This is a genomic window from Leifsonia sp. NPDC077715, from assembly GCF_040686855.1.
Classification (GTDB): domain Bacteria; phylum Actinomycetota; class Actinomycetes; order Actinomycetales; family Microbacteriaceae; genus Leifsonia.
On sequence record NZ_JBFBOG010000001.1, the window covers coordinates 445803 to 462011 of the forward strand.

At 69.9% G+C, this 16209-nt stretch carries 23 protein-coding genes and 1 pseudogene; 14 read left to right on the plus strand and 10 right to left on the minus strand.

Going from position 1 to position 16209, the window contains the following annotated elements; all coding sequences use genetic code 11:
- Positions 1-44 precede the first annotated feature (44 nt).
- Together AB0P25_RS02095 and AB0P25_RS02100 are read right to left on the minus strand one after the other, a co-directional pair.
- The gene (locus AB0P25_RS02095; RefSeq protein ID WP_363805116.1) at positions 45-659 is read right to left on the minus strand and encodes a G5 domain-containing protein; all 615 of its coding nucleotides are present in this window, start codon (positions 657-659) and stop codon (positions 45-47) included.
- Between the two features lie 70 nt (positions 660-729).
- A complete protein-coding gene (locus AB0P25_RS02100; RefSeq protein ID WP_363805117.1) occupies positions 730-1368 on the minus strand; it encodes a methyltransferase domain-containing protein in 639 nt (212 codons plus the stop codon).
- 120 nt (positions 1369-1488) lie between these two features.
- Here AB0P25_RS02100 and AB0P25_RS02105 point away from each other — a divergent pair, with 120 nt between their 5' ends.
- Both AB0P25_RS02105 and AB0P25_RS02110 read left to right on the plus strand, forming a co-directional pair.
- Positions 1489-2397, plus strand: coding sequence for a thioredoxin domain-containing protein (locus AB0P25_RS02105; RefSeq protein ID WP_363805118.1), 909 nt, complete (start codon positions 1489-1491; stop codon positions 2395-2397).
- Positions 2398-2543: 146 nt separating this feature from the next.
- Entirely contained in the window at positions 2544-2867 is a 324-nt protein-coding gene (locus AB0P25_RS02110; RefSeq protein ID WP_363805119.1) for a hypothetical protein, read from the plus strand.
- Here the strand turns inward: AB0P25_RS02110 and AB0P25_RS02115 are convergent.
- Entirely contained in the window at positions 2864-3451 is a 588-nt protein-coding gene (locus tag AB0P25_RS02115) for a TetR/AcrR family transcriptional regulator (protein ID WP_363805120.1), read from the minus strand. The genes AB0P25_RS02110 and AB0P25_RS02115 overlap by 4 nt on opposite strands.
- A 153-nt stretch (positions 3452-3604) precedes the next feature.
- Between AB0P25_RS02115 and AB0P25_RS02120 the strand changes: the two genes are divergently transcribed.
- From AB0P25_RS02120 to AB0P25_RS02130, 3 genes are read left to right on the plus strand one after another with little or no spacing between them, the layout of a single operon-like run.
- Positions 3605-4201, plus strand: coding sequence for a DUF6230 family protein (locus AB0P25_RS02120; protein ID WP_363805122.1), 597 nt, complete (start codon positions 3605-3607; stop codon positions 4199-4201).
- On the plus strand, positions 4192-4737 hold the full coding sequence (locus tag AB0P25_RS02125) for a DUF6114 domain-containing protein (RefSeq protein ID WP_363805123.1): 546 nt from the start codon (positions 4192-4194) through the stop codon (positions 4735-4737). Before AB0P25_RS02120 ends, AB0P25_RS02125 begins: the two co-directional genes overlap by 10 nt.
- The gene (locus tag AB0P25_RS02130; protein WP_363805124.1) at positions 4734-5456 is read left to right on the plus strand and encodes a hypothetical protein; all 723 of its coding nucleotides are present in this window, start codon (positions 4734-4736) and stop codon (positions 5454-5456) included. The genes AB0P25_RS02125 and AB0P25_RS02130 overlap by 4 nt, the downstream gene beginning before the upstream one ends.
- Positions 5457-5598: 142 nt before the next feature.
- Here AB0P25_RS02130 and AB0P25_RS02135 read toward each other — a convergent pair whose 3' ends face one another.
- Positions 5599-6219 (minus strand): DUF1992 domain-containing protein, encoded by a 621-nt coding sequence (locus AB0P25_RS02135; protein ID WP_363805125.1) that lies wholly within the window; start codon positions 6217-6219, stop codon positions 5599-5601.
- Between the two features lie 88 nt (positions 6220-6307).
- Here AB0P25_RS02135 and AB0P25_RS02140 point away from each other — a divergent pair, with 88 nt between their 5' ends.
- Positions 6308-7414 (plus strand): epoxide hydrolase family protein, encoded by a 1107-nt coding sequence (locus tag AB0P25_RS02140; protein WP_363805127.1) that lies wholly within the window; start codon positions 6308-6310, stop codon positions 7412-7414.
- Between the two features lie 131 nt (positions 7415-7545).
- On the opposite strand, the gene AB0P25_RS02145 is transcribed toward AB0P25_RS02140, so the two are convergent.
- Positions 7546-8121: a TetR/AcrR family transcriptional regulator gene (locus AB0P25_RS02145; RefSeq protein ID WP_363805128.1), complete on the minus strand. Its 576-nt coding sequence runs from the start codon at positions 8119-8121 to the stop codon at positions 7546-7548.
- Positions 8122-8220: 99 nt separating this feature from the next.
- Here AB0P25_RS02145 and AB0P25_RS02150 point away from each other — a divergent pair, with 99 nt between their 5' ends.
- Positions 8221-8658 (plus strand): hypothetical protein, encoded by a 438-nt coding sequence (locus tag AB0P25_RS02150; protein WP_363805130.1) that lies wholly within the window; start codon positions 8221-8223, stop codon positions 8656-8658.
- Between the two features lie 152 nt (positions 8659-8810).
- Positions 8811-9458 (plus strand): methyltransferase domain-containing protein, encoded by a 648-nt coding sequence (locus AB0P25_RS02155; protein ID WP_363805131.1) that lies wholly within the window; start codon positions 8811-8813, stop codon positions 9456-9458.
- Here AB0P25_RS02155 and AB0P25_RS02160 read toward each other — a convergent pair.
- Positions 9440-9781 carry a transcription initiation protein gene (locus tag AB0P25_RS02160; protein ID WP_363805133.1) on the minus strand — a complete coding sequence of 114 codons (342 nt, stop codon included), beginning with the start codon at positions 9779-9781 and terminating at the stop codon, positions 9440-9442. The genes AB0P25_RS02155 and AB0P25_RS02160 overlap by 19 nt on opposite strands.
- A gap of 215 nt (positions 9782-9996) precedes the next feature.
- Between AB0P25_RS02160 and AB0P25_RS02165 the strand changes: the two genes are divergently transcribed.
- On the plus strand, positions 9997-10644 hold the full coding sequence (locus AB0P25_RS02165; protein WP_363805134.1) for a DUF2510 domain-containing protein: 648 nt from the start codon (positions 9997-9999) through the stop codon (positions 10642-10644).
- 4 nt (positions 10645-10648) lie between these two features.
- On the opposite strand, the gene AB0P25_RS02170 is transcribed toward AB0P25_RS02165, so the two are convergent.
- The 3 genes from AB0P25_RS02170 to AB0P25_RS02180 all read right to left on the minus strand — a co-directional run bounded on the left by AB0P25_RS02170 (position 10649) and on the right by AB0P25_RS02180 (position 12539).
- Entirely contained in the window at positions 10649-10948 is a 300-nt protein-coding gene (locus AB0P25_RS02170; protein ID WP_363805135.1) for a hypothetical protein, read from the minus strand.
- Between the two features lie 95 nt (positions 10949-11043).
- A complete protein-coding gene (locus AB0P25_RS02175; RefSeq protein WP_363805136.1) occupies positions 11044-12216 on the minus strand; it encodes a ScyD/ScyE family protein in 1173 nt (390 codons plus the stop codon).
- A gap of 158 nt (positions 12217-12374) precedes the next feature.
- Positions 12375-12539 (minus strand): hypothetical protein, encoded by a 165-nt coding sequence (locus AB0P25_RS02180; RefSeq protein ID WP_363805137.1) that lies wholly within the window; start codon positions 12537-12539, stop codon positions 12375-12377.
- A 91-nt stretch (positions 12540-12630) separates the two neighbouring features.
- On the opposite strand from AB0P25_RS02180, the gene AB0P25_RS02185 reads away from it, so the two are divergent.
- The 3 genes from AB0P25_RS02185 to AB0P25_RS02195 all read left to right on the plus strand — a co-directional run bounded on the left by AB0P25_RS02185 (position 12631) and on the right by AB0P25_RS02195 (position 14534).
- Positions 12631-13311, plus strand: coding sequence for a response regulator transcription factor (locus AB0P25_RS02185; RefSeq protein WP_363805138.1), 681 nt, complete (start codon positions 12631-12633; stop codon positions 13309-13311).
- Positions 13312-13378: 67 nt separating this feature from the next.
- Positions 13379-14182, plus strand: a complete 804-nt coding sequence (locus tag AB0P25_RS02190) for a class I SAM-dependent methyltransferase (RefSeq protein WP_363805139.1) — start codon at positions 13379-13381, stop codon at positions 14180-14182.
- A gap of 7 nt (positions 14183-14189) precedes the next feature.
- A complete protein-coding gene (locus AB0P25_RS02195; protein WP_363805141.1) occupies positions 14190-14534 on the plus strand; it encodes a hypothetical protein in 345 nt (114 codons plus the stop codon).
- A gap of 6 nt (positions 14535-14540) precedes the next feature.
- Here AB0P25_RS02195 and AB0P25_RS02200 read toward each other — a convergent pair whose 3' ends face one another.
- Positions 14541-15215 carry a winged helix-turn-helix transcriptional regulator gene (locus tag AB0P25_RS02200; protein WP_363805142.1) on the minus strand — a complete coding sequence of 225 codons (675 nt, stop codon included), beginning with the start codon at positions 15213-15215 and terminating at the stop codon, positions 14541-14543.
- Between the two features lie 128 nt (positions 15216-15343).
- Here AB0P25_RS02200 and AB0P25_RS02205 point away from each other — a divergent pair.
- Positions 15344-15733, plus strand: a pseudogene (locus AB0P25_RS02205) (excinuclease ABC subunit A); the annotation flags it as partial.
- A gap of 11 nt (positions 15734-15744) precedes the next feature.
- The gene (locus AB0P25_RS02210) at positions 15745-16128 is read left to right on the plus strand and encodes a DUF4186 domain-containing protein (RefSeq protein WP_363805144.1); all 384 of its coding nucleotides are present in this window, start codon (positions 15745-15747) and stop codon (positions 16126-16128) included.
- Positions 16129-16209: the final 81 nt, after the last annotated feature.

Genomic DNA, 16209 nt, shown 5'->3' on the forward strand with positions numbered 1-16209 from the left:
CGCAGTGGTCAGGCCGGGATGCGGGTGAGGACCAGTGGATGCTGTCACTCGCAGGCGACGCCGTCGCCGTCGCGGTCGAGGTCGTAGATGTCGGTGCCGATGACGGTCACGGGGCCTTGCACGTAGGCGGGGCCGTTGCCGCTGCCGCCGGCGCAGTCGACGTCGCTCGCGATCGGCACGCAGGCACCGCTGTAGTTGGGGTCGCATCCACCGCCCGCAGGCGCCTGCGGAGCCGCAGCCGGCGGTGGAGGCGGCGGCTGCCGCGTCCCGATGCTCGTCACCTGGTCGACCGGCGCGGTGGTGACTGCCTCCGACACGAATTCGCGGGAGGTCTCGACGCCGTCCGTGTAGGTGACGTGGAACGTCTTCGTCTTCACGCCGTTCTGGCCGACCGTGGTCACTCCGGACCATCCCACGTCGTGGTTCGCGTCGTTCGCGGACTGCGCGGCGAACGGAATCGGCTCGTCCTGCGTCTCGGTGCGCACCTCGACGACGGGAGTAGGCGTCGGAGTCGGGGAAGCGACGACGGTCTCAGAGGTCTCACGTGCGGAGATCTGCCGGCTCCCGTGGTTGGAGGCGTTCGCCGCGATCCCCATACCGAGGACCAGCGCCGCGCCGAGGCCGATCGCGGCCCATCCCTTCACCCCTACCCGTGCCACAACTCCACCCTTCTCGCCTCATCAGGACGCTAGGGAATGTGGAGCAGGCGGCCAATCCCGCGAACAGGGGTCAGCCCGGGATGCGGGTCAGGACCACGAACTCGTTGTACGTGAACGCCTTCCCCGCCGCGCGCGGCAGCGGGAACGAGTACTCGCGCTCGACGGTCAGTCCGACGCGCTCCGACAGGCGGTGCAGACCCTCGAAGTCGGTGAACGTCACGTGCGTGGAGTCGCTGGCGTAGCCGCGCTCCTGCGGCGTGATGAAGACCACCCGGCCGCCCGGCTTGATGTACGGCAGGTACATCCGCACCAGCTCGACCGCGAAGTCCGGGTCGACGTGCTCCACGACGTGCGCCATCAGCATGGAGTCGAACGCCCCCGGCTTCGCGAACTCCGTCGACGGGAACTCGTCGCTCGTGAACGACGTCAGGCCGCGCGCCCGGGCGATCGCCACCGACTCCGGGTTGTGGTCGACCCCCACCCCGTTGTTGCCCAAGTGGGCCAGATTGCGGCCAAGTCCGCTCCCCACATCCAGGACGCGGCCCAGGTGCAGCCGCCGGATGTTCCAGCGGTACGGCGCCTGGACGTTCAGCGTCCGGCGCCACCACGAGCCGTCGAGGCGACGCAGGCGCTCGGCGTACTCCGCGCCCGCGGTGTCGCGTCCCTCGTTCGGACCGTCGCCCGCGCGTCCGGCGGAGTCGTCGGACATCAGCTGGCTCGTTCCATCGGATCCATCCCTCCACGGTAGGGCACCCGGTACAGCCGCTTCAAAGCAAAATCCCAATACCATTCAGAAGGAAACCGACCACCGTTCGATGGGATGAGCTGAATGGCAACTGGCAGGGGGACCTCGGGTCCGACGAAACGCGACCGCCGCGAGGAGGCGCGCGAGACCGCCAGGAAGATGCGCGAGGAGGCCGCCAAGAAGGCCAAGCGCCGCAAGGTGATCGTGCAGAGCTCGGTCATCGTGGGCATCGTCGCCGTGCTCGCCATCATCGGCGTGGTCATCTTCACGAGCGTCGGCGGTGCCGGCTCCAGCGCCGCGAATCCGAAGAACATGGCCAGCGGCGGACTCCTCCTCACGTCGTCGACGACGGCGACCGAGACGCCGGCGATCAAGAGCGGCGCGCAGCCGACGCCGACGAAGATGCAGCTCGACGGCAAGACCGCGCACATCCAGATCTGGCTCGACTACCAGTGCCCCTACTGCGACCAGTTCGAGACGACCAACAACACCCAGATCAAGCAGTGGCTGGACGAGGGATCGGCGACGCTCGAGATCCACCCGGTCGCGATCCTCGACAGCTCGCAGAACAAGCAGTACTCGACGCGGGCCGCAGCCGCCATGTCGTGCGTCGCGAACTCGCAGCCGTCGAAGTTCTTCGACCTCAACGCCGCGCTGTTCGCGAACCAGCCCGACGAGCAGACCGGCACGGGACTCACGAACGCCGAGCTCCTCAAGATCTTCAAGGACAATGGGGTCGACTCGAAGTCGATCACCGACTGCGTGAACAACCAGACCTACGCCGACTTCATCACCAACATGACGCAGGATGCGACCACGAACTCGCAGCTCAAGAACCCGACCTCGGGCGGCTTCGGCACCCCGACCGTGTTCGTGAACGGCGAGCGCTACCAGGGCGGCTTCACCAACGCGCAGCAGTTCGCCGCGTTCAAGGACGCGGCCGTGAAGGACGCCGGCTCGGGCAAGACCATCACCTTCCCGACCGCGAGCTGACCCTCGCGGCTCGACGGCCCCCACCGTCGAGTCCGCACAGAATGCACACCGCTCCGGCGTGTCCCGTGCACTCTCTGCGGACTCGATGGTGGGGGCCTTTCGCGTGGGTGTACGGTCCCAGCAGGAACGAGCGAGAGGGGACGAGGATGGAGCGCATCCCGGAGGATGGCGTCGACGACGTCGAGATCGGCGAGACCGACGCGGGCGAGACGCCCGGCTGGGCAGACCCGGCCGACGGCGACGTGGACTACGCCCTGAACGACCCGGAGGCGGAGGCCGACTTCGCCGACGAGCTCGTGACCAATGACGCGGTGGCCGGCGAGACGATCTGGCCCGGTCCGGGCGACGGCAACGACGGCCCGACCGGCGGCCAGGCCCGCGAGGCCGAGCCGGTCCTCGACGAGCACGACGGCGAGGACGTCGACGACGGCGTCCTGACCGAGGAGGACGTGGAGGAGGAGGGCATCTAGCCCAGCGCTTCCACCACCCCGCGCGCGCTGCGCTCGAGGAACCCGACGATCTCCTCCGACGGGAGGTCGGTGCCGATCGCGCTCTCGACGAGCGCTTCTTCGGCGAACGCGATCCACGAGCGCAGCGCGATGCGCAGCATCGGCGTGTCCGGCACGCCCAGCTCGAGGAACACGGCGATCACCCGCTCCGCCTGCTCGCCCCGCGCCTCCTCGACGACGGCGCGCACCTCCGTGTCCCCGGAGGCGACACCGCGCACCAGCGAATAGAACGTCCCGCTGTGCTCGCGCACGAAGGCGACGATCCGCGCCAGGGTGTCATGGAGGCGTTCCAGCGGGGGCAGCCCGGCGATCGGCTCGGTGGCGTGCAGCATGCTGTCGCGCGCGGTCCGCACGACATCCCGGTGCAGCCCCTGCTTCGACCCGAAGTAGTGGAACAGCAGCCCGCGCGACACGCCCGCCCGCGCCGACAGTTCCTCGATGGACAGCTGGTCCAGCGGGTTGTCGGCGAGGAACGCGACCCCCAGCGCGACGAGCTGTGTCCGGCGCTCGTCCGGCGTCAGCCTGGTGCGCCGGTCGGATTCCATGCGTCGAGCCTAACCGTCGCCCCCGGCGGCGGGGACTGTTCGGATACACGAATGGATGCATCCCCCAACTATTGACACACGGTCAATAACGTTTAGGCTCGCTCCTGGACCTGACTGCGCCGACGCTGTCAAGTCCCCCGAACAGGAGGATCGATGAAGTTCCGAAAGCTCGCCGGGTCTCACGCCGGACGGATCGTTCTCGCAGCCGTCCCCGTGGCCGTCGTGTCCACCGTGCTGATGGCCGGTGTCGCGCAGGGCGCCGTGCCCGTCTCGTTCGCCGTCTCCGGCAGCCAGTTCCAGATCAGCGCGTCGAAGCTCGACGGCAGCGGCTTCTCGCAGTACGCCGGCGTCGCACCCGACACCGCGGGCAAGGAGCACCAGGTCGCGATCGCCAACATCAAGTCGGCAACGCTCGCCGACCTGTGCCAGTCGGTCGTCACGGACACACCGCTCGGCAAGGCGGGCATCCTGATCACCGCGGGCGGCGACGGCAAGCCGGCCAGCGCATCCGACCTGCAGATCGGGATGACGGACCTCAAGGGCGACTCGGAGTTCCACAACATCCGCATCGGCGTCGACGCCTCGACCGTGAACACGGCTGCCAAGGGCACCGCCGGCGACTTCGCGCAGGACTCGGACACCGTCACGATCACGAACCTCCAGCAGACCGCGTGGAGCACGCAGGCGTCCGTCTTCACGCTCACCGGGATGCACGTGCAGCTGACCGACGGTTCGAAGGGGTGCTTCTGATCGTGGCCGCGCACCACGCGGGCGCGCCGGCCTCGGCGGGCGCCTGGACCCGCTTCCGCGCCTGGCGACGCCGTCGCCCGTTCGTCGGCGGCGTGCTGACCGCTCTGGGCGGCATCGAGATGTTCTTCTCGGGCCAGCTCGACATCGGCAAGATCCACGTGCAGCTCGGGATCGAGGGGCTGCAGGCGACGATCATCCCGATCCTCCTCGTGGTGCTCGGCGTGCTCGCGATCGCGATGCCCGCACATCGCATCTTCTACGGCGTGATCGCCCTCGCCGTCGCGGTGTACTCGCTGGTGGGAGTGAACCTCGGCGGGTTCTTCATCGGAATGCTGCTGGCGACCGTGGGTGGGATCCTGACGGTGGCGTGGATGCCGAAGAAGGATGCGGTCGCCGTGGACGACGCGGATGCGGAGGCTGACGCCGCTGACGGGAGCGACCCCGCAGGTCCGGCCGCCATGGGCGGCGACACCGCTACGATCCCCGCGGACCTCGCGGAGCCGACTGCCGCCCCGCGCGAAGGCTCGACCGCATGAGGCGCGCACGCTCCGGGGTCGTCGCCGGTGCGCTGATCGCGTGCGTCGCGGCTGCGGTCGCCGGGATCGGCGCGGCCCGCGTGCCGACGGCGGCTCCGGCGGAGCTGTGCATCCCGCTGTTCATGTCGTGCAGCTCTCCGAGCCCCGCGCCGACACCGACGGCGTCGCCGTCGTCCGGCTCCGGCCTTCCCGGCGTCCCGTCGCTGCCGGTCCCCGGCTCCACCGACGCCCCCGTCGTCCCGGGTACGCCGGGCGCGACGCCGGCCCCGACCGCTCCCCCGGTGCCTGCGGGTCCGGACGGCGGAGCGCCGGTCTTCACGCAGCCGCCCGCGCAGCTCGGCAGCCGCTCCCTCTCCTTCTCCGGGCTCAAAGGCATCAGCGTGGTGACCGTCCCGCTCGCCGACGGCCGCCGCATCCCGGTGCTGAAGATCTCGGCCGACGGCATCACGATCGACGGCTTCAGCCTGACCGTCCGGAAGGACACCGGCCCGAAGCTCGCCACCACCGCCGACCAGATGGCGCTGCGCGGCAACGTTCAGGTCTACCTGGATTCCGTGACGGCGACCGGCGCGGACGGCAAGAGCATCACTCTCGGCGCCGCGACTCCGCCGCCCGCCGACGGCCTCCCGCCGCAGCTGTTGCGCGTGACGCTCGGACTCGTCGGGGTGACCGCGGACAGCATCCACTTCACCGCGCCGCACCAGCACCTGTCCGAGTAGCCGCATCCACGGGTCGCAACACGCCGTTATGCGGCGGCGATGACGGGGTGTTGCGTCTCCTCGCCGATCTAGTGGTCCCAACACGCCGTTTTAGCGGCGGCCGTAACGGCGTGTTGGGACCAGTAGCGCGGGATGAGGTTGCTCAGCGGCCGTTCTCGCGGCGGAGGCGGCGGCGCTCGCGGCGGGACAGCGCGGACCAGGCCTCCTGCTGCGCCCGGCGGTTCTCCTCCGCCTGCCGGATGCGCTCCTCGCGCCGCTGCCGCCAGCGGGCGACCTCCTCGTCCACATCGCGCGTCGGCGTGACGACGGGCGGGCCGCCCTGCAGCTGCCGACGCGCCTCGACGATCCGGCGGTTGAACCCGTCGAGGTGTTCGCGCACAGCGGTCTCGGACGCCAGTCGGTCGAGCCGCGCGTCCAGCTCCTTGTCCTCCGTGCGCAGCATCAGCGCGGGCGGCCCCAGACCGGTCAGCTGCTCGCGCTCGATCTTGCGGCGGATCCACCAGTCGGGGTCGTGCGTCCCCGTCAGCCCGGGCAGGGGCTTGCCCGCGCCCGGCAGGTTGTCGAAATCGCCGCGCCGGATCGCCTGCTGGATGGCCGTCTCGACGATCTGCGCCCGCTGGTCCATCGACGGCTGGCCCGCGTTGGCCTCCTCGACCGGTTCGCCGCGCGCCTCGGCGTCGCGTCGCAGCCGGTAGCGCGCGGCCTCGACGAGCGGGTCGGACTCGCGAGCCGCGCGACGGTTCTCGTCACGGTTGCGGGCCATGTTCTCCACAGTACGCCGCGCCGACGAGCTCTCCCCAGATCCCGGAACGCCCTGCCCGCCCGTCGGAGGTGCCTCCTAGATTCGACCCATGAGCTACAGCATCCACGTCTCCGACGCCGACCTCGCCGACCTGTACCGCCGCCTCGAGGCCGCCATCCTGCCCGAGCCGACTCCCGGCCCGGAGTGGTCCAACGGCATCCCGCCGCGGGTGCTGCGCGGACTCGTCGACCGATGGTGCGACGGTTACGACTGGCGCGCGGTGGAACGCCGGCTCGACCGCTACGAACAGCGGATGATCGACCTCGACGGCTGCGCGATCCACGTCATCGTCGCGCCCGCCCGACAGCCCGGCGACGCCCTGCCGATCGTCCTCAGCCACGGCTGGCCGTACTCGTTCGCGTCGATGCTCGACCTCGCCGACCGGCTGAGCGAGGAGCGGGACGTCGTCATCCCCTCGCTGCCCGGCTACGGATGGTCGGCGCCGCTGCCCGAGCCGTACTCCTCCGCCGGTGTCGCGGCCCGCTGGAACGCTCTGATGACGAGCACGCTCGAATATGACCGCTACCTCACCTACGGCGAAGATGTCGGCGCGGGCGTCAGCGACTGGCTCGCCGCCGCCTACCCGCAGAGGGTCGCCGGGATCGTCGCCTCGCACGCCTCCTTCTCCGGTCGGTCGCGCCCGGGCGTCGAGCTGACGGACGAGGAGCGCGCTTTCCTGGCCTCGGTCGCCGTCCCCGCCGAGTCCGGCTACGCGCACGAGCAGGGCACGCGTCCCGACACCCTCGCCGCGGCCCTCATCGACTCCCCCAGCGGCCTCCTCGCCTGGATCGCGGAGAAGGTCGCCGCGTGGAGCGACGGCGACGGTCTCGAACGCTTCGAGGTCGACGACATCCTCACCAACGTCTCGGTGTACTGGTTCAGCCGTTCCATCGGCACGAGCTTCCGGCCATACCGCGAGTCGACGGACGACGACGAGCTGCACCCGCTCATCACGGTGCCCGCGTCGATCCTTATCCAACGGCACGAGGCGGCCTACCCGCGGTCGCTGGCGGAGAAGAGCTACACCGACATCCGCGCGTTCGCCCGGTTGCTGCGCGGGGGTCACTTCACCGCCTGGGAGGCTCCGGACGGCGTCGCGACCGCCGTGCGTGAACTCGAGGTGAACATCCGAACATCCGCTGGCCCACGGGGTTGACTTCCGCGACCGGTCGTTTACTGTGTGCACTAAGCAACCGGATGGCAGGCTGAACCGCAGGGGGCGGGCAGCTGTACTGCATTCCCGGTGCGCGGCGGTCGACGTTCGGGTGAGTCGGCCGCCGCAAACTTTTAAGCGGTGGTCGCCGCGGCCGCGTCGAGGTGGCGGGCACGACCCAGCAGCAGCTCGCCGACCGCGTCCAGCGGGCGGACGCTGTGCTGCACGCGGGCGATCACCACCGCTCCTTCGGCCGACGCCACGAGCACCGTCGCGAACTCGGCCGCGTCGCTGCGCGGGACGCCTGCACGTACGAGCAGGCCGGTCAGGTGCTCCATCGAGGACGCGAACACCGAGGCCGCCTTGTCGAAAAGCTCGCCATCCGGCGCGGAGACCGTGACCGCCAGCACCGGGCATCCGGACTCGAACTCCGACCCTTCGAGCACCGCACGCCAGAAAGCGAGGAACGCCTCCGTCACGCTCACCGCCGTCGAGCCCGCGTGCGCGGCGACCCAGCGGTCGTGGGAGGTCGTCGTGCGGTCGAGCGCTTCGCTGAACAGCTGATTCCGGCCGCCCGGGAAGTGGTGGTAGATCGACCCCCGCGGCGCGCCTGTCTCGCTGAGCATCTTGCCGAGCGACGCGCCGTGCACGCCCTTCGAGGCCAGGAGCCGGATCGCCCCGTCGAGCATCCGGTCGCGGGTGTCATCCATCGGCAGCCTCCTCGATCAGGATTATGACGTTGATCATAATGCCGCCCCTTGCCAGGCTCGAACCATCCACTTCTTCCCGTCGAGCCCCAGGAGGCCCCCATGCCCATGATCGACATTTACGCTCCCGCCGGCACCTTCGCCGACCCGCACGCGCTGGCCACCGCGGCCGCGGCCACCGTTAAGGAGGTGGAGGCCGTTCCCGACATCCCGATGTTCCGGTCGAACACCGCCGCCTTCGTCCACGAGCTGCCCGCGGGCCATCTCGCCGATGTGGACGGCGAGGGCGACCACGTTCGCGTCCAGGTCCTGACGAACGCCGGCGCCCTCGACCGCGCCAAGCAGCTCGCGGTCGTCGAGCGCCTGACGGCCTTGGTCGCCGACGCCTCCGGCGACGCCCACCTCGCCGACCGCACCTGGGTGCTGCTCACCGAGGCGGCGCCCGGCGGCTGGGGACTGTGGGGCCACGCCCACACCAACGAGGAGCTGGTCCAGGCCGCCCGCGCCGAGATCGCGAAGCTGCAGGAGGCCGCGGGCTGAGGACCGCGCGTCCGCGGCGCCTCACCGCTCCGCCGAGTGGTGACCGGATGTCACCACTCGGCGCGGATGAGCGCACCGACTCACCATTAGATCACCGGCCGCCTCCAGCGACGACGGGGCCGTCGGTCACCGCCTCCCATTAGGCTGCCGACGTGACCGAGCCGCACGACTCCCCCGCACGCGCAACCGTCGAGGACCACCTCCTGATGGTCCGCGAGCGCTTCGACGGCCGTGCCCCCACCTACGACGACTCCGCCATGCACCGCGCCCTGGCCTCCGCCGTCGCCACCTTCGTCGACCTCGAGGGCGTGGAGGCGGTGCTCGACATCGCGACCGGCACCGGTCTCGTGCTCCGCGCCCTCCACGACCGCGGCTTCACAGGCCCCATCACCGGAGTGGACCTCTCCCCCGGCATGCTCGACGAGGCGCGGCGCCACCTTCCCGACGCCGACCTCCTGGCCGCGGACGCGACCAGCCTGCCGCTCCCCGACACGTCGTTCGACCTGGTCACGTGCGTCACCGGGCTGCAGCTCTTCCCGCATCCCGACGCCGCCATCTCCGAATGGGCGCGCGTCCTCCGCACCGGCGGCCGGGCCGTCACCGCGACCTTCCTCGGCGTCGACCCCACCCGCCACCGCGCGGCACCGCCGCCCGGCACGGATCACTCCGCGTTCGATTCCGTCGAGCACCTGGCGGAGACCGTCGCCAGGGCCGGATTCCGCGTGGCCCGCACGCAGACGTGGACAGACGGTGCTGACGAGCTCCTGATCGCCGAGCTGTCCTACGACGCCGGGTCGTAACCGAACGCCCGCAGCTCCTGGTCGCACCGGCACGCCTTCGCGATCTTCGACGCCCAGAGCAGCGCGTCATCCCGCGTCGGGACCTCGATGATCGTGTAGCCGCCCTCGAGGTGTGCGGTCTGCGGATACGTCCCCTCGCGCACCCCGCCCTCGGCCGACACCAGCACCGGCGGGACCGTCTCATCGATCCCGCCGCCGAACACGTACGCGCCGGCCTGCTTGATCTCCTCGATCACCGCGTGCGACTCCGCCACGACGGTGTCGAACTCATCCGGCCGGAAATGCATCTCCCCACTCGGGAATGAGATCATGAACTTCGACATCGGTGCCCCCTCCTTCGGCCGGCCCCTCCGGCCTCCGCGCACGGTCACCCGCGACGATAGCCGGAGGCCGGCGCGATGTCGATGTGCGAAGCGAGTGTCGCCAAGAGGGGTGCCCGCGGGCGCTGTCCGCGCAGTAGCATCCCCGAGAATTCCTCACCAGATTCCCTGGGCGCGGCGGTATCCCGTTCGCGCAGGGCCGACGCAAGGGGGCCGTCATGAGCTTCGCGCCCGGTTGGTACACGCGTCCCGACGGTCAGCAACGCTATTGGGATGGGGCGCAGTGGACGAACCACGTCGCACCGGCAGCACCGATAGCACCGGCACCGCAGAGTGCGCCCACGGTGAAACATCGGCGCAATCACGCCGTGGCCGCGATCGGCTTCATCATCGCCGCCCTGCTGATCGGCTTCGGACTCCTGTTCCCCTACGGCGTCTTCACCCTGTTGAAAGGTGCCGACCTGCTCGTGACTCCGACACACGACTTCGCACTCGACGAGACGTCGGCGGCACTCTTGCTGGCGATAGCGATATTCCTCGCCATACTCGGGCTGTTGTTGCTCATCACACGCGTCCGGTACCTGGGAGTGCTCTGGCGCATCCTGGGACTGGCGGCCATCGTGGTGCCCGCGATCTACGCCTTCACCCTCTGGAGCTTCATCAACGACCCGACCGTCACCATGAAGGAGCAGTCCAACGGCAACGTGTTCTCCGAAGCGTTCGCGCTGGTATCCGACGCCAGCCGCGGCTCCGGATGGGACCTGACCGCCGGCCTCGGGCTGTGGCTGCTCAGCGCCGGTGTCGTCTGTGGCATCCTGGCGGCTCTGATCCCCGCGATCAGGCGGCAGGAAGTGTCCTACACGTGAGCCCTCATGACCTGGCGGGTCGGCGGCGCCGGGCGCGCTTGTTGCGACGGATGAGCCTGATGAGCGTTCCGATCGCCGCCCGGACGAGGAAGACGAGACACGCCACCACCAGCAGGGGCTTCACCGCCAGATAAATCGGAGGGAGCAGGCACGCCGCCGCAGCGGTGCACGGTTGATCGGCGAGCGCACGAAAGATGAGCACCGCCGCGAGCACGGTGAGCGCGCTCGCCCACAGTCCCACGATCCCGGCAACGTCGACCGGTCTGCGTTCGGGCTCGGCTTGTACGGGCCGGAACAAGTTCACGCCACAGCAAGCGGAATTCGCCGTGGAGCAGGTCGGACTGTGAGCGACCGTCTGGTGATGCTGCGACCCAGCATCACCAGACGATCCTCGCTCACTCACCCCCCGACGTTGATGCGCACCACCTGCCCGCTCACCCCGTTCGGTCCGCCTGTGGCAGGCATGATCGACCAGTTGGACACGTACGCGCTGCCGCCGCGGAAGGCGAAGCCGGATGGGAAGAACAGCTGCCCGGTGCCGTACGTGGTCCGCTGCCCGGTCGGGCTGATCTTGACCAGGTCTCCGGCGGGGTTGCCCCCGGGTCCCGGGTTGAGGCCGTTGACCTGGAACTCCGTCACGTAGAAGTTGCCGGATCCGTCGAAGCCGCAGCCCTGGATGGTGCTGAAGCCCGTCCACTTGACCCGCGCCGTCCCGTTCGGCCAGACCTGCCAGACCCGGGCGCCGCCCGGTGCGTAGGTGCCGCCCAGCAGCTCCGTCACGTAGAAGGATCCGTCCGGCGCCTTGGCGACGCACGTGCTCACGCTGTCCGTCACCGACCCGGCCGGGACGCCCATGAACGCCACGGTCGACACGGAGCCGTTCTTGTCCACCTTCGCGAGGATGTTCGCACCGGCGTCCGCGACGTAGCGCGTGTTGCCGAGGACGATCACGCTATTCGGGTTCGCGTCCGGGAACTGGTCCGGGACCAGATCCTTGTGCGCCGCCGTCCACGCGTAGTCCGCGTCACCGGTCGCCGCGATCGGCGCCCACCTGCCCGAGCGCGGGTCGATCGCGATCGTGCGCCCGAGCTGGGCCCGCGCCGCATCGATGATCGGGTTCCCCGGCGGAACCGGCGGGATCGGCGACGTGTTCAGGGCGATCTGCCCGGTGACCCAGCGCCCCTGAGCGTCCACCGACACCAACCCCTCGGCGGCGAGGCCGGACTGGTCGGCCGCGGAGAACAACCCGGTGACGGGATGCGTCAGCACGCCGTTCGCCCACACCCCGAGCTTGCCGGTGAGGCCTCCGTACTGGTCGCCCTCGGGTCCGCCCCCGAGCGGCAGCGTCCCGCCGTGCCCGGCTTCGGCGATCAGGAGCTGCCCGCCGGTCCCGAAGGTCAGCCCGCGCGGGTTGTCCAGCCCGGAGACGACCACCTGCACCGTGCCGCCCGGCGGTTTCGGGTGCGCCTGCGTGGTCGCCTGGGCGGAGGTGGCGCCGGCGGCGATCAGGGCCGCGACGAGCAGTGCGGGCGCGCCCACACGAATGGCGATGTTCGATGTCCTCATCGACATGACTCCCTATCCTCATCGATAGGCCACGTCTCCCCCCACAACACGCGCGAACCTAGCACTGCGGGCGGGGGTGAGGCTAGAGCGACGGCGGCGGGTGGACGCACATCCACCCGCCGCCGTCGGCCGACGGTCCCCGAGGGCTTTCCCCCAGCCCTTCCTCACACGCGCCGGCTCCCTGTGAGCATCCGCACCAGCCAGACGATGGCGGCGATGACGAGCAAGACGATCCCCACCCAGAGCAGGAAGTTCAGCGACGAGACGAAACCTCCGGTCAGCAGCAGGATGATGGCGATCACGGCGATGACGATCAGCAGGATGTTCATGACACGACCCTTTCCGGTGGAGATGTTGACGCCTCCACGCAACCACCGGATAGGCCGCCCGACCTCACCCCTAGGGGTGTAATGTGCCGCCATGCCCGAGGCTTCTGCCGCACCCGGCACGCCCGTCACGATCGCGCTCGTGGACGACTACGACGTCGTGCTGCTCGGGCTGGCCCGCATGTTCGACGACTTCCGCGACCGGCTGAAGGTGGTCGAGATCGACACCAACGAGCCGCTGGCCGAATCCATCGACGTGGTGCTGTACGACGCGTTCGCCCAACCGGAGTCCGGTCACGCGCAGATCGGCGAACTCGTGAAGAACCCGCGGGCGCGGCATGTCGTCGTCTACACGTGGAACTTCCACCCCGAGCTGATCGACAGCGCCCGTGAGCAGGGCGTCCACGGCTACCTGTCGAAGACGCTGTCCGCCCAGGAGCTGGTGGAGGCGATCGAAGCCGTCAACGCAGGCGAGATCGTGGTGAGCGACTCTTCCGAACGCGCGCGCAGCGCCGACGAGCTCGACTGGCCGGGGCGGAAAGAGGGGATCACCGACCGCGAGTCCGAGATCCTCGCGCTGATCACACAGGGCAAGAGCAATGCGGCGGTCGCCGAGCTCACCTATCTGAGTCCCAATACGGTCAAGTCGCACATCCGGAGCGTGTACCGGAAGATCGGGGCCGAGAGCCGCACCCAGGCGGTGCTCTGGGGTGTGGAGCACGGGTTCACGCCCGACCATCGGCGGATCGAGCGCTGGGTGGGCGCGGGCGACTGACGCGCCACCTCTACCCCCGCAGCCCGACGCCCGGCAGAATGTGCGCAGCCGAGCAGGAGGTCAGCGCGTGACGGAGTCGATCGAGATCCCGGGGGCTGTCGTGCCTCCGCGCCCGGGAGTCACCGCCGAGGAGTTCGACGCCGCCCATGGCGACGCGGCGGCGGACACCATCATGGCGCGCCTCGCCCGGGAGGCCTACGGCGACGACTATCCCGACGGCGTGGACCCGTACGGGATGTCGACCCGGTGGACGCTGCAGACGTTCGTTTCCCAGTTAGACGTTCCGGAGGGCGGCACCCTCGTCGACATCGCATGCGGCCGGGCCGGGGTGAGCCTGTGGGTGGCCCGCGAGACCGGCGCCGACCTCATCGGCGTCGACTGGTCCCCCGTCGCCGTCGCGGAGGCCGCGAAGCGGGCGAGCCAGTGGGTGGATGAGGGACGCGCGCGGTTCCAGATCGGCGACCTCGTAGCGACCGGCCTGCCCGACGAGTGCGCGGACGCCGTCCTGTGCGCGGACGCGATCTTCTTCGCCACGGATCGGATCGCCGCCGTGCGCGAGGCGGCGCGCATCCTGCGCCCGGGCGGTCGGTACGCGTTCACGGCGCACGAGTCCGACGATGGGCGCCCGCACGCGGTGCCGGACTGGCGACCCATCATCGAGGCCGGCGGGCTGGAGGTCGTGGCGCGGATCGAGATCCCCCGCTGGGCCGAACAGCTCGGGCGGATGTACGACGTATGGATGGCGAACCTGGACGAGGTGCGGCAGACGCTCGGAGAGGAGGCCGCGAACGCGATGAGGGAGGAAGCGGAGACGGTCGGCCCGACGCTCCCGAATCGCACGGGGGTCCTCTATGTCGCGCAACGCGCCTAGGCCCGCCATGACCATTCGCGACAGGTTCGACGACATCGTGACCGCGTTCGTCGGCCGCCCCGGCGTGACTCCCCCGGCCGGAGGCCCACGGCGGTTCGGCTCCGACGCCCTGCGCGTCGACGGCTCCGTGTTCTGCATGGTCTCCAGCGGCGAGCGCTTCGTGGTCAAGCTGCCGGCCGCGCGGGTGCAGGAGCTCATCGACGCATCCGTCGGCGAGCCGTTCCAGGCGGGCAAGAAGACGCCGATGCGGCAGTGGCTGGTGGTGACGGATGCGGCGCCCGGGCTCTGGGAGTCGCTGGCGGAGGAGGCCTACGCGTTCACCCGCGCCGGAGGTGCGGCCCCCCGCAGGTGACGCCGATCAGCCGAGGGCTGGCACGTTGACACTGAACGGCACCCGCAACGTCTCGGCGAACCGCTCGAACAGGGCCGGGTCGCCCTCCAACTGCACCGCTCCCGTCGCCACCGCGGTGGTCGCATCCAGCTCGCCCGCCATCACATCCCGGATCTGAGGGCCCGCCGTGATGACCAGGTCGGGGTTCTCGATCGGACCCGGTCCGGCGAGGATGACCCCGTCGCGCATGATCACGTGGGCGATCACATCAGCCACGTGCACCTCGTACGCCGTGTCCCAGTCCGCCTGCACCACCCCGTCCCCCGCGGCGACCTTGAGCGCGGCGGTGATGGATGCGGTGGTCACGATCTCGCCCTCGCGCGGCGCGCGCATCCCACCGGCTCCCCAGCGGGAGAGCGCGTCGAGCGCCGGGCCCAGTTCCTCGCCCCGCGGCGTCAGCGCGTAGACGACCGAGCGCTCGGCACCGGAGGGAGCCATCCGCTCCACGATCCCCTCGTCCTCGAGCTCTTTGAGTCGCGACGCCAGGGTGTTCGTCGGGATGCCGGGAAGTCCGGACACCAGCTCCGAGTAGCGCCGGGGTCCGACGCTCAGATCGCGGAGGATCAGCAGCGTCCATCGCTGGCCGACGATCTCGGCCGCGCGCGCCAGGCCGCAGAACTGGCCGTAGTGCTGGTTCGTCATGTCCGCCAGATTAGCACTTGACTTCATTAATTGCAGTGTGCTTTATTTTGTGAAGTAGGCCCACTTCATTTTTTGCAGCGACTCCGATGAAGGAGAAGGACATGACCGACACCATCGCAGCTCCCGCCGTGGGCCAGCCCGCGACCGAGCTGTCCGGCGGCGAGGCCCAGCGGGTGAAGCTGGCCTCCGAACTGCAACGCGCCCAACGCGCCGACACCCTGTACGTGCTCGACGAGCCGACCTCCGGCCTCCATTGCGCCGACGCCGACCGCCTCGTCGAGCATCTGCAGAGCCTGGTGGACGCGGGGAACACGGTGGTCATGGTGGAGCTCGACATGCGCGTGGTCGCCACCGCTGATTACGTCGTCGACCTCGGCCCGGGCGCGGGTGAGGAAGGTGGGACGGTCGTCGCCGCGGGGACCCCCTCGGAGGTCGCCGGCGTCTCGGCCAGCGCCTCGGCCCCGTACCTCTTGTCGGCTCTGCGGGAGGAGCCGGTCGCTGTCGGTGGCGGTCGGTAGGGTCGACGATCGTGGATCAGGACCAGTTGGACGCCAGGATCGCGCGGATCGGCCGCATCCCGTTCCGCGCGAAGTTCCACCTGCGCCCTGTCGAGCGCGAGTACCTGGCGTCGCGCGGGCTGCCGGTGATCCGGCAGCATGCACGCGATTTCGTGGATGCTCGGCTCGCACCGGCGTTGCCCGAGAAGGACGGCAAGCAGACGCCGTGGGGCGGGCATCCGGTGTTCCGGGCGCAGCACGCCACCGCGACCTGCTGCCGTCGCACCTGTCTGCAGATCAACCACGGCATCCCGAAGGGGCACGAGCTCACGCCGCGCGAAAGAGAGTACGTGGTGGACGTGATCACCCGGTGGATCGAGCTGGAATCCGGGAGCGGGTCGTCGCCCGGCCGCTGACGACCCGGCTCAGAAGATCGAGGTGCGGCGAGTTTTTCTTCGTCGACTTCAGAGTCGACGAGAACCTCAACCCGTTTGAGT

What these genes read in the sequence shown, in the direction of transcription:
- AB0P25_RS02100 (WP_363805117.1), bottom strand. Translation starts at nt 1,368, where the DNA reads ATGTCCGACGACTCCGCCGGACGCGCGGGCGACGGTCCGAACGAGGGA.
- AB0P25_RS02105 (WP_363805118.1), top strand. Translation starts at nt 1,489, where the DNA reads ATGGCAACTGGCAGGGGGACCTCGGGTCCGACGAAACGCGACCGCCGC.
- AB0P25_RS02110 (WP_363805119.1), top strand. Translation starts at nt 2,544, where the DNA reads ATGGAGCGCATCCCGGAGGATGGCGTCGACGACGTCGAGATCGGCGAG.
- AB0P25_RS02115 (WP_363805120.1), bottom strand. Translation starts at nt 3,451, where the DNA reads ATGGAATCCGACCGGCGCACCAGGCTGACGCCGGACGAGCGCCGGACA.
- AB0P25_RS02120 (WP_363805122.1), top strand. Translation starts at nt 3,605, where the DNA reads ATGAAGTTCCGAAAGCTCGCCGGGTCTCACGCCGGACGGATCGTTCTC.
- AB0P25_RS02130 (WP_363805124.1), top strand. Translation starts at nt 4,734, where the DNA reads ATGAGGCGCGCACGCTCCGGGGTCGTCGCCGGTGCGCTGATCGCGTGC.
- AB0P25_RS02135 (WP_363805125.1), bottom strand. Translation starts at nt 6,219, where the DNA reads ATGGCCCGCAACCGTGACGAGAACCGTCGCGCGGCTCGCGAGTCCGAC.
- AB0P25_RS02140 (WP_363805127.1), top strand. Translation starts at nt 6,308, where the DNA reads ATGAGCTACAGCATCCACGTCTCCGACGCCGACCTCGCCGACCTGTAC.
- AB0P25_RS02145 (WP_363805128.1), bottom strand. Translation starts at nt 8,121, where the DNA reads ATGGATGACACCCGCGACCGGATGCTCGACGGGGCGATCCGGCTCCTG.
- AB0P25_RS02150 (WP_363805130.1), top strand. Translation starts at nt 8,221, where the DNA reads ATGCCCATGATCGACATTTACGCTCCCGCCGGCACCTTCGCCGACCCG.
- AB0P25_RS02160 (WP_363805133.1), bottom strand. Translation starts at nt 9,781, where the DNA reads ATGTCGAAGTTCATGATCTCATTCCCGAGTGGGGAGATGCATTTCCGG.
- AB0P25_RS02165 (WP_363805134.1), top strand. Translation starts at nt 9,997, where the DNA reads ATGAGCTTCGCGCCCGGTTGGTACACGCGTCCCGACGGTCAGCAACGC.
- AB0P25_RS02175 (WP_363805136.1), bottom strand. Translation starts at nt 12,216, where the DNA reads ATGTCGATGAGGACATCGAACATCGCCATTCGTGTGGGCGCGCCCGCA.
- AB0P25_RS02180 (WP_363805137.1), bottom strand. Translation starts at nt 12,539, where the DNA reads ATGAACATCCTGCTGATCGTCATCGCCGTGATCGCCATCATCCTGCTG.
- AB0P25_RS02185 (WP_363805138.1), top strand. Translation starts at nt 12,631, where the DNA reads ATGCCCGAGGCTTCTGCCGCACCCGGCACGCCCGTCACGATCGCGCTC.
- AB0P25_RS02195 (WP_363805141.1), top strand. Translation starts at nt 14,190, where the DNA reads ATGACCATTCGCGACAGGTTCGACGACATCGTGACCGCGTTCGTCGGC.
- AB0P25_RS02200 (WP_363805142.1), bottom strand. Translation starts at nt 15,215, where the DNA reads ATGACGAACCAGCACTACGGCCAGTTCTGCGGCCTGGCGCGCGCGGCC.